This is a genomic window from Pseudomonas sp. CK-NBRI-02 (assembly GCF_008124495.1).
GTDB lineage: Bacteria > Pseudomonadota > Gammaproteobacteria > Pseudomonadales > Pseudomonadaceae > Aquipseudomonas > Aquipseudomonas guariconensis.
In genome coordinates this window covers 1-14,512 of sequence record NZ_VSJH01000006.1, presented here as the reverse complement: position 1 = coordinate 14,512, position 14,512 = coordinate 1, and the positions used below count along the sequence as shown (strand labels likewise).

Sequence of the window (14,512 nt, the reverse complement as noted above, 5' to 3'; positions counted from 1 at the left end):
CGGGGCAGGAGGATCTGCGCTTGGCAACACCGAGACCGTCGCTAGCAAAGCCTGACTCCATTCATGCATTGAGAATGGCGTCACATTAATGGCTATTGGATACGGGGAACATCAGGTCGCACCCGATTGCTACTAGGGGATTCCCTGATGGCGGTCGGATAAATGATGAGTCGGCAACGGATATGTCCGCGCAGGCAGTAAAGCATGATGTTAAAGTGATATCAAATGTCGGCAATACAATTTCCCTGAGGGGTCAAGCTGCGCGCAGTTGCGCCGATACAAGACAGATGAATTCACATTCCTGACTCAAGCCTGGGGGTTTTCCAATGGCTGGTATTCTCGATACGGTCGATCAACGTACACAACTGGTAGGTGAGAACCGCCTGGAAATCCTGATGTTCCGACTGGCGGGGCGCCAGTTGTTCGCCATCAACGTGTTCAAGGTTCAGGAAGTGCTGCAACTGCCGAAGCTGACCTTGATGCCGCAGCGCCACGCCTTCGTGTGTGGTGTGGTCAATCTGCGTGGCCAGACACTGCCGGTGATCGACCTCTCTCAGGCGATCGGTATGCGGCCCCTGCAGCCCGGCCCGGACAGCACCATCATCGTCACCGAATACAACCGCTCGGTGCAGGCCTTTCTGGTGGGCGGCGTCGACCGCATCGTCAACATGAACTGGGAAGCCATCATGCCGCCGCCGTCCAGCGCCGGTCGCCAGCACTACCTGACAGCGATCACTAAGGTCGATGAGCAGTTGGTGGAGGTGATCGATGTGGAAAAGGTCCTGGCCGAGATCGTGCCCTACAACACACGCGTCTCGCGGGACAAGCTCGATGACCCGGTCCTGGCGCGCGCCCGCGGTCGTGAAGTGTTGTTGGTGGATGACTCCAGCGTGGCCTTGGTTCAACTGCGCGAGACTCTGTCTCAGCTCGGCATGAAGCTGCACGTGGCAAGCGATGGCCTGAAGGCATTGCGCATGCTCAAAGGCTGGGCGGATGCTGGAGAAGATGTCTGCGAGAAACTGCTGATGGTGTTCACCGACGCGGAAATGCCCGAGATGGACGGTTACCGCCTGACCACCGAGATCCGTGGCGACGCGCGCCTGCGTGGGCTTCACGTGGTGCTGCATACGTCGCTGTCGGGCAGTTTCAACGAATCAATGGTGAAGAAGGTTGGCTGTGACAACTTCCTTTCCAAATTCCAGCCTGACCGCCTGGTGGATGTGGTGCGACAGCGCCTGATGCTGGATCACGCCACAGCCTAGTGGCCTGCCGTGGCCGGGTATAAGCTTGGCATTTTCGGCTGGCACGAGGCGGGCAGGGATGTTTTTGAGTGCGTTGTATCGATACCCGGTGAAATCGGGGCAGGCCCAGAGCCTGGTGGACTCGCCGGTTGACCTTCTGGGGTTGCGGGGTGACCGGCGCTGGATGGTGGTGGAGCAGGACAATGGACGCTTCCTCACCCAACGCGCCTGGCCAGGCCTGGGACAAATCAATGCCAGCTACGACGAGCATGGGCAACTCTTGCTCCAGGCCCCAGGGCAGGCGCCTTTGGCCGTTCCCGTACCTGGAGTCGATGACGACCTGCGTGGTGTTACCATTTGGCGTGACACACTGCGAGTACCGGACGCCGGCGATGCCGCCGCAGCCTGGTTGAGCGAACTGCTCGGCAGGTCGGTTCGCCTGGTGTATTGCCCAGAGCAGCGAGCGCGTTATCTACCTAATGGCTATGGCCTGAACAGCGACCGGGCGGCGTTCCCGGACGGGTTTCCGTTGCTGCTGATCGGGCAAGGGTCGCTTGACGAGCTGAACCGGCGGATCGGACGCCCCATGGAGATGTTGCGGTTTCGCCCGAACCTGGTGGTGGAAGGGGCTGCGCCTTTTGCCGAGGACGGCTGGAAGCGGATTCGCATCGGCGAGTTGACCTTTCGGCTGCTCAAACCTAGCGTGCGATGCATCTTGACCACGCTTGACCCTGCCACGGGGGAGCGCAGCGCGGATCGTGAGCCTTTGACGACACTGAAGACGTTCCGGGAGAAAGAAGGGGACGTGTTGTTTGGGCAGAACGTGGCGGCCGATGGACCTGGGGCGTTGCGGGTCGGGATGGCGGTCGAGGTGATCGAATAATACGTTGTGGCTGGCTTGTTTGTTCGTTTGTGATGGTTTGAGGGGCGTGGGTGTATCCGTTTGATTTATTGACGGTTAGTCACCTTTGCGCGTACGCCCCGCAAGACACCGCAGCGAGGGGACTCCGGAACGTAGCGCAGGGGCCGGATGTGGGAGCCAACGGTTTTTGCCTACTTTTGCCCAAGAGCAAAAGTAGGTCGCCGTAAAGGCGAAAAGCGTCGGTGGCGCCCCACCCAGAATGGATATTCACACTATCTGAAAGCCCAAGCCCTCACATATCGTCGAAATACCGTTCGTGCCAATCCACCAACGGCTGCGGTGAGTTCAGCTTCTGTCCGTAGATCACCGAATAAGACAACACGTTCTGCACATACTGGCGTGTTTCGTCGAATGGGATCGACTCCACCCACACATCGAAGCTCAGATGCTTGGCCCCTTTGAGCCACTGCCGCACCCGCCCGGGACCTGCGTTGTACGCCGCCGAGGCCAACACCCGATTGCCATTGAACTGCCCATGCACCTGGCTCAGGTAAGCCGCACCAAGCTGGATGTTCTTGTCCGGATTGAGTACCTGCGAAGGCGAGGCCAGCGGAATGTTGAATTTGCGCGCTGTCTCCTTGGCCGTGGCCGGCATCAGCTGCATCAGACCACTGGCTCCCACACTGGAGCGGGCGTCTTCCATGAAGGCGCTTTCCTGGCGGGTGATGGCGAATACCCAGCTCGAATGCAATCCGCGCACCTTGGCTTCGCGCACCAGCGTGTCGCGGTGAGCCATGGGGAAGCGGATGTCCAGATCATCCCAGTACTGAGCCTGACTGATCGTACGGATCGCTGGGAAGTACCAGCGCAGGTCGTAGGCCAGGCGGGCCTGGGCGACCATCTCGTCGCGGTTGAAGTGGCGGCTGACGTGGTACCACTCACGACGACCCTCGACGATCTGGCCGCGAGCATGGAACTCCAAGGCGCGACGCACTCCGGGGGTGTTGCGTACCTTGTTGATCACCTGCTGGCTCAGCATCAACGGCTTGTTGTTGAGCTGGTAGGGCGTCTGTGCCCGATCGGCGGCGAGGAATCCATAGAAATCACGCTCGCGGGCCACTGTCTTGTACAACAGTGGGATTTGGGGGTTGTTCGGCTGCGCCAGCTCCAGGCTACGGGCCTGCCAATAACGCCACCGGTTGCTGCTGGCCAAGTCCTGAGGCAAACGCTTGGTCAACTCGTAGGCGTCTTCCCAGCGACCCAGGCGCAACAGCAGGCGCAGGCGCCACTCACTGACGGTATTGTCACGCAGCTCGGGGTCGTATCGGGTCATCAGGTCCAGGGCGCGCGGGTCGTAACGGCGTGCCAGGGTCAGGCCGATTTCGCGGGCGATGGCGACCTTCTCGTCGCGCGAGAAGTGCATGCGCTGGGCGTAGTCGTCGAGCAGTGACATGGCCCGCTCTGGGTCCTGACGCGCCAGGCGACGCAGGCCCAGGCTGACCACATCGGACATGGCTTCGTTGACAGGCGTAAAACGCGACGGCTGGTTGAGCAGCTCCGGCTTTTGCGCCACATCGATCAGCAGTCGGCCCTGGGGGGCGAGGGTGGTCAGGGTCTTGACCAGGTTATTGGCCAGGCTGTAGTTGCGCGCCTGGGCCGCGAGCTTGGCCCGTTGCCAGCGTTTGGCCTCGGTCAGCTGGCCTTCGGCCGCCCACAGGCCGAACAGGGTGTCGCAGGCGGCAGGTTGCGACTTGCCGACGTTCCACAGTTTTTCGGCGCTAGCAAAACCTTCGGCGCGCAGGCCGTGGGTGAGCTGGTACTGGCCGTGCAGGCAATCCAGTTCTGTGAAGTTGAGCTTGGGGTCGTAGTATTTGACGAAGGTGTTCCATTCGCCGCGTTCGGCCAGCCAGCGTAGCCAGCGCAGTTTCATCCAGTTGGCCTGGGGCAGGTCGCCATGCCGGGCGAGGAAGCCTTCGATTTCTTCGTTACTGGCGCTCTTGAGGCGGGCGGTGAGCTCGTCATAGGCCAGGTAAGGTGTCAGCGGATAATCACGAAGCGCATTGGCGTAGCGCAGGTAAGGCCCCTTGTCGCCCTTGGCCAGGGCGCGCTTGGCCTCATCGTAATATTGACGCTGCTGAGTGATATCGATGGCCTGTGCCGCGCTCGCGGTGGTGGCGGTGAGCAGCAGGCAGGAAACGAGTTGGAACAGGCGGCTGCGCATGAGACGTCCGGGCAAGTGAACCAAGGAAAAGTGACGGCGAAGCCAGCACTGTTGGGATCTATTGCCTTAGCTTAGCCGTTTGCCGGCAGCGGGTGAAAGCACTGTGCTTGTATCCAATCATTATCTTCGACCGGATGTCGCAACGTCTGCGGGGTGCAGTCTGGCTAATGCCCGCAAGGGGCAAGTCAGGTAGAATGCGCGCCCGGTTTTTGGAGAAGATTATGACCCTGCTCAAATTCAGCGATGTGTCCCTTGCGTTCGGCGCCATGCCGCTGCTGGACAAGGTGTCCTGGCAGATCGCGCGTGGCGAGCGGGTGTGCATCATCGGCCGCAACGGCACTGGCAAGTCGAGCATGCTGCGCCTGGTCAAGGGCGAGCAGAAGCCTGACGACGGCGAAATTTGGCGTGCTCCGGGCCTGAAGATCGGCGAATTGCCGCAGGAATTGCCGGTTGCTGACGAGCGCACAGTGTTCGATGTGGTGGCCGAAGGCCTGGACGGCGTCGGCGCGCTGCTGGCCGAGTATCACCACTTGAGCCAGAACATTCAGGGCGATGCCGACCTCGAGAAACTGATGCACGTCCAGCATGAACTCGAAGCGCGCGATGGATGGCGACTGCAGCAAGTGGTGGAAAGCACCCTGAGCCGTCTGCAGCTGCCCGCTGACAAGACCCTCGCCGAGCTGTCTGGTGGTTGGCGTCGGCGTGTGCTGCTAGCCCAGGCGCTGGTGTCCGAACCGGACCTGCTGCTGCTCGACGAGCCGACCAACCATCTGGACATCGGTGCCATCGCCTGGCTCGAGGAGGCCCTCAGCGGGTTCAACGGGGCTGTGCTGTTCATCACTCACGACCGTTCCTTCCTGCAAAACCTGGCTACCCGCATCCTGGAACTGGATCGCGGCGGTCTGATCGACTGGAACGGCGATTACGCCAGCTTCCTGGTACACAAGGAGGCCATGCTGGCCGCCGAGGAAACTGCCAATGCGCTGTTCGACAAGCGTTTGGCTCAGGAAGAGGTTTGGATTCGCCAGGGCATCAAGGCCCGGCGTACCCGTAACGAGGGTCGTGTGCGCGCCCTGAAGGCATTGCGTGTCGAGCGCGGCGAACGTCGCGAGCGCCAGGGTAAGGCGAACATCCAGATCGAGGTTGCGGACAAGTCCGGCAAGCAGGTCATGACGCTCGAAAATGTGAGCTTCGCGCACGCCGATGGCCCGATGCTGGTCAAGAACTTCTCCATGGTCCTGCAGCGCGAGGACCGTATTGGCCTGCTGGGCGCCAACGGTACTGGCAAGACGACCTTGCTCAAGCTGATGCTGGGCGACTTGGAGCCCACTTCGGGCAAAGTCGAGCGCGGCACCAAGCTTGAGGTCGCCTACTTTGACCAGTTGCGCCATCAACTGGACCTGGAGAAGACGGTAATCGACAACCTCGCGCAAGGGCGGGACTTCATCGAGATCGACGGCCAGAGCCGGCACGTGCTCAGCTACCTGGGCGATTTCCTGTTCAGTCCACAACGTGCCCGTACGCCGGTCAAGGCGTTGTCCGGGGGCGAGCGGGCGCGGCTGTTGCTGGCCAAACTGTTCAGCAAGCCGGCCAACCTGCTGGTGCTGGACGAGCCGACCAACGACTTGGATGTGGAGACCCTCGAGCTGCTCGAGGAAGTGCTCTCCAACTTCAAGGGCACCGTGCTGATGGTCAGCCATGACCGGGCATTTCTCGACAACGTGGTGACCAGTACCCTGGTGTTTGAAGGCGAAGGCCGGGTGCGTGAGTATGTCGGTGGCTATGAGGACTGGATCCGTCAAGGTGGCTCGCCAAAGTTGCTCGGCGTTGCCGAGAGCAAGGGCGGCAAGGCCGAGCTGGGCAGCGCCGTAGTGGAAAAGCCTGCGGAGCAGGCGGCACCGGCTGCAAACCTTGCGGCTGCTGCGTCGGATCCGGCCAAGAAGAAGCTGAGCTACAAGCTGCAGCGTGAGCTGGAGGCGCTGCCAGGGCTGATCGATGAATTGGAGCAGCGCATGGCTACGGTGCAGGAAGAGGTCAATGCCCCGGGCTTCTATCAACGACCGATCGGTGAGACCTCGGCGGTGCTGGCCAAACTTGAGCAGATGCAAAGTGAGCTGGATACGCTGGTCGAGCGCTGGGCTGAACTGGAAGGGTAAGGCTGTCTCAGGCCATCAGGGCGCCTGGCGCCCTGCCGCAGGCTTCGCCAGCCCAGGACCAAGCTGGTGAAACCTGCGAGTGGCTGTTGGATGCCCCTGGGGGCGTTTAGCCTTCTTTTTTCTGCAGGCGTACGGCCAGGACGTCACAAGGCGCGCCATGCAGCACATCGTTTGCGGTGGAGCCAAGCAGCAAGGCAAGACCGTGGCGGCCATGGCTGCCAACTACGATAAGGTCGCAGTTCTGGTCCTTGGCCAGTTGATGGATTTCCTGACGTGGCTGACCGTAGGTCAGGTGCGAGTCGCCACGGTTGATGGTCGGATACTTGTTGAACAGGCGATCCATGCGCTCCTTGGCCTGATCGAACTGTTGCTGCTGCAATTGCGACAAGTCCATCGGCACGTCGCCACCGAAGGCCATGGCCATGGGTTCGACGATGTGCACCAGCGAGACCTTGGCTCCAGTAGGTTCGGCGAGCTTCATGGCGCGCTTGATCACCGGGTCGCATTCTTCGGTCAGGTCGACAGCAACCAGAAGATGTTCGTAGGACATGGTGGTACTCCTGACATTTGCGATAGTAGAAGTATGGTCGCTTTCGGGCCGAGTGCCGAGAAACCTGGCTAACCAGCTCATTTGCAACGCTTTATGGAATCTACAGATATGACGGTATGGCTGGTGGTGTCAATCCTTGCGCTGATTCTGAGCCCTATGGCCTGGTTGCGCCCTTCGCGAAAACAGAGCGAGCAGATGAATCTACGTCTGGAAGGCCGGCGTATGGGGTTGGCCATGCAGCTGGCGCCTCAGCAGTGGCCTCATTGGCTGGAAAAAGAGCCTCCCAGCCCCTGTCCGCAATACCATCGAGCCCGGCGCAAGGGGAGCGACGATACCTGGTGTTATTGGCAGGTCACGCCGGGGGTTTGGTGGAACCAGTGGCGCGAGCCCTGCGCAGACCCGCGCCTGAATGAAGCCTTTGCGCGCCTGCCGGCAACGGTCTACAAAGTCGAAGCCGACAGTCGCATGCTGGCCCTGTACTGGAGCGAGCGGGGCGACAAGACTGTTTTGCAGGATATTGCCCGCGTGCTCGAAACCCTCGCTTGATCTCTACCCTCCCTGGGCCGCTTTTCGCGGCCCCAATAGCGTAACGCCTCTGCCTTGTGCCCCATTTTCCTCATTTACCAGTGCATTTCTGGGTGTATGGGGTGTCTATCTTCCCGATGAATGTGCCGCAATCACCGTCATCATGTTTGGTACCTGTGCGGTGCAAAATGACCGGAAAGTCGCGTTTTAAGGGTGCTTTCGAGCATTTGACAACGCCGATCTTTTCGGTGAATGTGTGCATACCCAAATCAAACGGGCGTATGAATTGAGCGTTTGTATGTCAGATCGCTCTTACAGAATCCCGACTATCGCGCTGACGGGTGTGCCTGGAAAGAAGGCTTGATCGGCCTTCGCACCAGCGATCGGCGTGTACAGTTCAGCTTCCATATCGTGGAGATCAGTTGATGATTTACGAAGGTAAAGCCATCACGGTTAAGGCTCTTGAAAGCGGCATCGTCGAACTGAAGTTCGACCTCAAGGGTGAGTCCGTCAACAAGTTCAACCGCCTGACCCTGGAAGAGCTACGCCAGGCCGTGGACGCCATCAAGGCCGACGCCGCCATCAAGGGCGTGATCGTCAGCAGCGGCAAGGACGTGTTCATCGTCGGCGCCGACATCACCGAGTTCGTCGACAACTTCAAGCTGCCCGAGGCCGAGCTGGTCGCCGGCAACCTGGAAGCCAATCGCATCTTCAACGACTTTGAAGACCTCGCCGTGCCGACCGTCGCTGCCATCAACGGCATCGCCTTGGGTGGCGGCCTGGAAATGTGCCTGGCGGCCGATTACCGCGTCATGTCCTCGAGCGCGAAGATCGGTCTGCCCGAAGTCAAGCTGGGCATCTACCCAGGCTTCGGTGGCACCGTGCGCCTGCCGCGCCTGATCGGTTCGGACAACGCGATCGAGTGGATCGCCTCCGGCAAGGAAAACCGTGCCGAGGACGCGCTCAAGGTCGGCGCCGTGGACGCCGTGGTTGCCCCTGAACTGCTGCAGTCCGCTGCTCTGGATCTGATCAAGCGTGCCATCAGCGGTGAGCTGGATTACAAGGCCAAGCGCCAGCCAAAGCTTGAAAAGCTCAAGCTCAATGCCATCGAACAGATGATGGCCTTCGAGACCGCCAAGGGCTTCGTCGCAGGTCAAGCCGGCCCGAACTACCCAGCACCGGTCGAAGCCATCAAGACTATTCAGAAAGCCGCCAATTTCGGTCGTGACAAAGCGTTGGAGGTCGAGGCCGCAGGTTTCGCCAAGCTGGCCCGCACTTCGGTCGCCGAAAGCCTGATCGGCCTGTTCCTGAACGATCAGGAGCTCAAGCGCAAGGCCAAGGCTCATGACGAGATCGCCCGTGACGTGAAGCAGGCTGCCGTGCTCGGCGCCGGCATCATGGGTGGCGGCATCGCCTACCAGTCCGCCGTCAAGGGCACGCCGATCCTGATGAAGGACATCCGTGAGGAGGCCATCCAGCTGGGCCTGAACGAGGCCTCCAAGCTGCTCGGCAAGCGTGTCGAGAAGGGGCGCTTGACCCCGGCGAAGATGGCTGAGGCGCTCAATGCCATTCGTCCGACCCTGTCTTACGGTGATTTCGGCAACGTCGATATCGTCGTCGAAGCGGTGGTAGAGAACCCCAAAGTCAAGCAAGCGGTGTTGGCGGAAGTGGAAGGGCAGGTCAAAGAGGACGCGATTCTCGCCTCCAACACCTCCACCATCTCCATCAACCTGTTGGCCAAAGCCCTCAAGCGTCCCGAGAACTTCGTGGGCATGCACTTCTTCAACCCGGTGCACATGATGCCGCTGGTGGAAGTCATCCGTGGCGAGAAGTCCAGTGAAGTCGCGGTCGCTACCACCGTCGCCTACGCCAAGAAAATGGGCAAGAACCCGATCGTGGTCAATGACTGCCCGGGCTTCTTGGTCAACCGTGTGCTGTTCCCGTATTTCGGCGGTTTCGCCAAGCTGGTCAGCGCCGGTGTCGACTTCGTGCGCATCGACAAGGTGATGGAAAAGTTCGGCTGGCCGATGGGCCCGGCCTACCTGATGGACGTCGTCGGTATCGACACCGGCCACCATGGTCGCGACGTCATGGCCGAAGGCTTCCCGGACCGCATGAAAGACGATCGCCGCTCCGCCGTCGATGCCCTGTACGAGGCCAATCGCCTGGGCCAGAAGAACGGCAAGGGCTTCTACGCCTACGAAACCGACAAGCGCGGCAAGCCGAAGAAAGTCGCCGATGCCTCGGTGCTGGATGTGCTCAAGCCGATCGTCTTCGAGCAGCGTGAAGTGACCGACGAGGACATCATCAACTGGATGATGATCCCTCTGTGCCTGGAAACCGTCCGCTGCCTGGAAGATGGCATCGTCGAGACCGCCGCCGAAGCCGACATGGGCCTGGTGTACGGCATTGGCTTCCCTCCCTTCCGTGGTGGTGCGCTGCGCTACATCGATTCGATCGGGGTCGCTGAGTTCGTCGCCCTGGCCGACCAGTATGCCGATCTGGGGCCGCTGTACCACCCGACCGCGAAGCTGCGCGAAATGGCCAAGAACGGTCAGCGCTTCTTCAACTGAGCGCCCAACGAGTTAGAGCGAGAGTATTGATATGAGCCTGAATCCAAGAGACGTGGTGATTGTCGACTTCGGTCGCACGCCGATGGGTCGTTCCAAAGGTGGCATGCACCGTAACACCCGTGCCGAGGATATGTCCGCGCACCTGATCAGCAAGCTGCTGGAGCGCAATGACAAGGTCGATCCGAAAGAAGTCGAGGACGTGATCTGGGGCTGCGTCAACCAGACCCTGGAGCAGGGCTGGAACATCGCCCGCATGGCGTCGCTGATGACCCAGATCCCGCACACTTCTGCGGCCCAGACCGTGAGCCGCCTGTGCGGCTCGTCGATGAGCGCGCTGCACACCGCCGCCCAGGCGATCATGACTGGCAACGGTGATGTGTTTGTCGTCGGTGGTGTCGAGCACATGGGTCACGTCAGCATGATGCATGGCGTGGATCCCAACCCGCACCTGTCCCTGCATGCCGCCAAGGCGTCGGGCATGATGGGCCTGACTGCGGAGATGCTCGGCAAGATGCATGGCATCACCCGCGAGCAGCAGGACCTGTTCGGCCTGCGTTCGCACCAGCTGGCCCACCAGGCGACGGTCGAAGGCAACTTCAAGGACGAGATCATCCCGATGCAGGGCTATGACGAGAACGGTTTCCTGAAGGTCTTCGACTACGACGAGACCATTCGCCCGGAAACCACCCTTGAAGGCCTGGCGTCGCTCAAGCCAGCGTTCAACCCGAAAGGGGGTACCGTCACCGCTGGTACTTCGTCGCAAATCACTGACGGCGCTTCGTGCATGATCGTCATGTCCGGCCAGCGTGCCATGGACCTGGGGATCCAGCCTCTGGCGGTCATTCGCGCCATGGCGGTGGCCGGCGTCGACCCGGCAATCATGGGCTACGGTCCGGTGCCGTCGACCCAGAAAGCCCTCAAGCGTGCCGGCCTGACCATGGCCGACATCGACTTCATCGAGCTCAACGAAGCGTTCGCCGCGCAGGCCCTGCCGGTACTCAAGGACCTGAAAGTGCTCGACAAGATGGATGAGAAGGTTAACCTGCACGGCGGCGCGATTGCGTTGGGTCACCCGTTCGGTTGCTCGGGAGCGCGGATTTCCGGCACCCTGCTCAACGTCATGAAGCAAAAAGGCGGTACCCTCGGCGTCGCCACCATGTGTGTCGGCCTGGGTCAAGGCATCACCACTGTCTTCGAACGCGTCTGATCGCGTCGATGACAGCAACCGGGGCCTTGTGCCCCGGTTTTTGTTTTTTACAGGATTTGTTTCAAGAGGTGGGCGACATGCAGATACAACCCGGTGTGTACCGGCATTACAAAGGGCCTGAGTACCGTGTGTTCGGCGTTGCGCGGCACTCCGAGACCGAAGAATGGGTCGTGTTCTACCAGGCGTTGTATGGCGAATTCGGGCTTTGGGTAAGGCCGTTGTCGATGTTCCTGGAGTCTGTCGAGGTTGACGGCGAGCAGGTGCCACGCTTTGCTTTGGTCAAGGCCGAAGAGGGACGGTTCGAGCAGCCTGGTGTAGCGCAAGGCTGAACCTGAGCGCTTGACCTCACCCTGTTGCCACTATATATAGCGGTGCCGCGTCTGGCACCTGACGCGTTTTTCATCTTCAGATTCAGGAATACTCCGATCCATGGGCAAATCGCTGGTCATTGTGGAATCCCCGGCCAAGGCCAAGACCATCAACAAGTACTTGGGCAGCCAGTACGTGGTGAAGTCGAGTATCGGCCATATCCGAGACCTCCCCACCAGCGGTTCGGCCAGCGCCACCAAGGAGCCGGCGGCCAAGCGCGGTAAGACCGCGTCCGAGGCCCCCGCGCTGTCGCCGAAGGAGAAGGCGCGCCGCCAGCTGGTCGCCCGCATGGGGGTCGACCCGGAAGCCGGCTGGAAAGCCAAGTACGAAATCTTGCCCGGCAAGGAAAAGGTCATCGACGAACTGCGTCGCCTGGCCAAGGATGCCGACACCATTTATCTCGCAACCGACTTGGACCGTGAAGGGGAAGCCATCGCCTGGCACCTGCGCGAGGCTATCGGTGGTGATGACAGCCGCTACAAGCGCGTGGTGTTCAACGAGATCACCAAGAAGGCCATTCAGGAAGCCTTCTCCCAGCCAGGCGAGCTGGACATCGATCGGGTCAACGCCCAGCAGGCCCGGCGCTTCCTCGATCGCGTGGTCGGTTACATGGTCTCGCCGTTGCTGTGGGCCAAGATCGCCCGTGGCTTGTCCGCCGGTCGGGTGCAGTCGGTGGCCGTGAAGCTGGTAGTGGAACGTGAGCGGGAAATTCGGGCCTTCAATCCTGAAGAATACTGGGAAGTGCATGCTGACCTGGGGACCGCCAAGAACGCCAAGGTGCGCTTCGAAGTGGCACGTGAGAAGGGCGAAGCCTTCAAGCCGTTGAACGAAGCCCAGGCCATGGCGGCGCTTGAGAAACTCAAGGCTTCCAGCTACAGCGTTGCCAAACGCGAAGACCGCCCGACTAGCAGCAAGCCGTCGGCGCCGTTCATTACCTCGACGCTGCAACAGGCCGCGAGCAACCGCCTGGGCTTTGGTGTGAAGAAAACCATGATGATGGCCCAGCGTCTCTACGAGGCGGGCTACATCACCTACATGCGTACCGACTCGACCAACCTGTCGGTCGATGCGCTGGATATGGCGCGCAGCTACATTGAGCGCGAGTTCGGCAAGCAGTACCTGCCGGAAAAGCCAGTGGTGTATGGCAGCAAGGAGGGTGCCCAGGAAGCGCACGAAGCGATTCGCCCTTCTGATGTCAACACTCATCCGACCAAGCTCAGTGGCATGGAGCGTGACGCCGAGCGCCTGTACGAATTGATCTGGCGCCAGTTCCTGGCGTGCCAGATGCCTCCTGCGCAATACCTGTCCACCAGCGTCACGGTCAATGCCGGTGACTTTGAATTGCGTGCCAAGGGCCGCATCCTCAAGTTCGACGGTTATACCCGTGTACTGCCTCAGCAGAGCAAGCCGGGCGAAGATGACGTGTTGCCGGAAATGGCCCAGGGCGAGTCGCTCAAGCTCATCCAGCTCGACCCGAGCCAGCACTTCACCAAGCCGCCGGCGCGCTACACCGAAGCCAGCCTGGTCAAGGAAATGGAAAAGCGTGGGATCGGTCGACCATCGACTTACGCGGCGATCATTTCTACCATCCAGGACCGCGGCTATGTGACTTTGCACAATCGCCGCTTCTACTCCGAGAAGATGGGCGACATCGTCACTGAGCGTCTGTCGGAAAGCTTCTCCAATCTCATGGACTACGGTTTCACCGCCGGCATGGAAGAGAACCTCGATGACGTCGCCCAGGGCGAGCGCGACTGGAAGAACGTTCTGGACGAGTTCTATGGCGATTTCAGCAAGAAGCTGCTGGCTGCCGAATCCGCCGAGAACGGTATGCGTGCCAACCAGCCGACCCTGACCAACATTCCCTGCAAGGAATGTGGTCGACCCATGATGATCCGTACCGCCTCCACTGGCGTGTTCCTGGGATGCTCGGGTTACAGTCTGCCACCCAAGGAGCGCTGCAAGGCCACCGTGAACCTCGTACCGGGCGATGAAATCGCTGCCGACGATGAGGGTGAGTCCGAGTCCTTGGTCCTGCGTGGCAAGCACCGTTGCCCGATCTGTTCCACGGCGATGGATGCCTACCTGCTGGATGAAAAGCACAAGCTGCACATCTGTGGCAACAACCCGGACTGTGCCGGTTACGAGATCGAGCAGGGCAGCTATCGCATCAAAGGCTATGAAGGGCCTAGCCTGGAATGTGACAAGTGCGGTAGCGAGATGCAGCTCAAGACTGGCCGTTTCGGCAAGTTCTTCGGTTGCACCAATCCTGCGTGCAAGAACACCCGCAAGCTGCTCAAGAGCGGTGAGGCAGCGCCACCGAAGATGGACAAGGTGGACATGCCCGAGCTCAAGTGCGAGAAGGTCGATGACACTTATGTGCTGCGCGACGGCGCCTCGGGGCTGTTCCTGGCTGCCAGCCAGTTCCCGAAGAACCGCGAAACACGCGCGCCACTGGTGCTGGAGATCATCCCGCACAAGCACGAGATCGATCCGAAGTATCACTTCTTGTGCGATGCCCCGCAGAAAGATCCCGATGGGCGTCCGGCGGTGATTCGCTATAGCCGCAAGACCAAAGAGCAGTACGTGCAGTCCGAGGTCGACGGAAAGCCGACCGGCTGGAAGGCATTCTTTAACGGCAACAGCTGGAAAATCGAAGACAAGCGCTGATCCAAAGTGCTGAAAGGGGGCCGCGAATCGGCCCCTTTCTTTTGACATTGTCCCGTCCTGAATAAGGTTTACACCTTTCCCCCGAGAATCTGGAGACCTCGATGGTGCATGGTGTGAAGCGAACACAGCGTGATTACT

At 60.4% G+C, this 14,512-nt stretch carries 10 protein-coding genes; 8 read left to right on the top strand and 2 right to left on the bottom strand.

The features are described 5' to 3' along the window. Positions 1–326 precede the first annotated feature (326 nt). Both DQ397_RS04425 and DQ397_RS04420 read left to right on the top strand, forming a co-directional pair. Positions 327–1,262, top strand: coding sequence for a chemotaxis protein (locus DQ397_RS04425; RefSeq protein WP_043206699.1), 936 nt, complete (start codon positions 327–329; stop codon positions 1,260–1,262). Between the two features lie 58 nt (positions 1,263–1,320). Beyond that, a complete protein-coding gene (locus DQ397_RS04420) occupies positions 1,321–2,124 on the top strand; it encodes an MOSC domain-containing protein (protein ID WP_043206698.1) in 804 nt (267 codons plus the stop codon). 271 nt (positions 2,125–2,395) lie between these two features. On the opposite strand, the gene DQ397_RS04415 is transcribed toward DQ397_RS04420, so the two are convergent. After that, the gene (locus tag DQ397_RS04415) at positions 2,396–4,324 is read right to left on the bottom strand and encodes a transglycosylase SLT domain-containing protein (protein WP_043206697.1); all 1,929 of its coding nucleotides are present in this window, start codon (positions 4,322–4,324) and stop codon (positions 2,396–2,398) included. 221 nt (positions 4,325–4,545) lie between these two features. Here DQ397_RS04415 and DQ397_RS04410 point away from each other — a divergent pair, with 221 nt between their 5' ends. Continuing rightward, positions 4,546–6,480: an ATP-binding cassette domain-containing protein gene (locus tag DQ397_RS04410; RefSeq protein WP_043206696.1), complete on the top strand. Its 1,935-nt coding sequence runs from the start codon at positions 4,546–4,548 to the stop codon at positions 6,478–6,480. A gap of 106 nt (positions 6,481–6,586) precedes the next feature. Here the strand turns inward: DQ397_RS04410 and DQ397_RS04405 are convergent, their stop codons facing one another. Next, complete coding sequence (locus tag DQ397_RS04405; RefSeq protein ID WP_043206695.1) at positions 6,587–7,030, bottom strand: universal stress protein; 444 nt, start codon at positions 7,028–7,030, stop codon at positions 6,587–6,589. 108 nt (positions 7,031–7,138) lie between these two features. Between DQ397_RS04405 and DQ397_RS04400 the strand changes: the two genes are divergently transcribed. From DQ397_RS04400 to topA, 5 genes are all read left to right on the top strand, one after another. After that, a complete protein-coding gene (locus DQ397_RS04400; RefSeq protein WP_043206694.1) occupies positions 7,139–7,576 on the top strand; it encodes a hypothetical protein in 438 nt (145 codons plus the stop codon). A gap of 404 nt (positions 7,577–7,980) precedes the next feature. Continuing rightward, positions 7,981–10,128 carry a fatty acid oxidation complex subunit alpha FadB gene (gene fadB, locus DQ397_RS04395; RefSeq protein WP_043206693.1) on the top strand — a complete coding sequence of 716 codons (2,148 nt, stop codon included), beginning with the start codon at positions 7,981–7,983 and terminating at the stop codon, positions 10,126–10,128. Between the two features lie 31 nt (positions 10,129–10,159). Beyond that, complete coding sequence (fadA, locus tag DQ397_RS04390) at positions 10,160–11,335, top strand: acetyl-CoA C-acyltransferase FadA (RefSeq protein WP_043206692.1); 1,176 nt, start codon at positions 10,160–10,162, stop codon at positions 11,333–11,335. Between the two features lie 77 nt (positions 11,336–11,412). Beyond that, positions 11,413–11,664 (top strand): DUF1653 domain-containing protein, encoded by a 252-nt coding sequence (locus DQ397_RS04385; RefSeq protein WP_043206690.1) that lies wholly within the window; start codon positions 11,413–11,415, stop codon positions 11,662–11,664. Positions 11,665–11,764: 100 nt separating this feature from the next. Beyond that, on the top strand, positions 11,765–14,374 hold the full coding sequence (topA, locus tag DQ397_RS04380; protein ID WP_043206689.1) for a type I DNA topoisomerase: 2,610 nt from the start codon (positions 11,765–11,767) through the stop codon (positions 14,372–14,374). Positions 14,375–14,512: the final 138 nt, after the last annotated feature.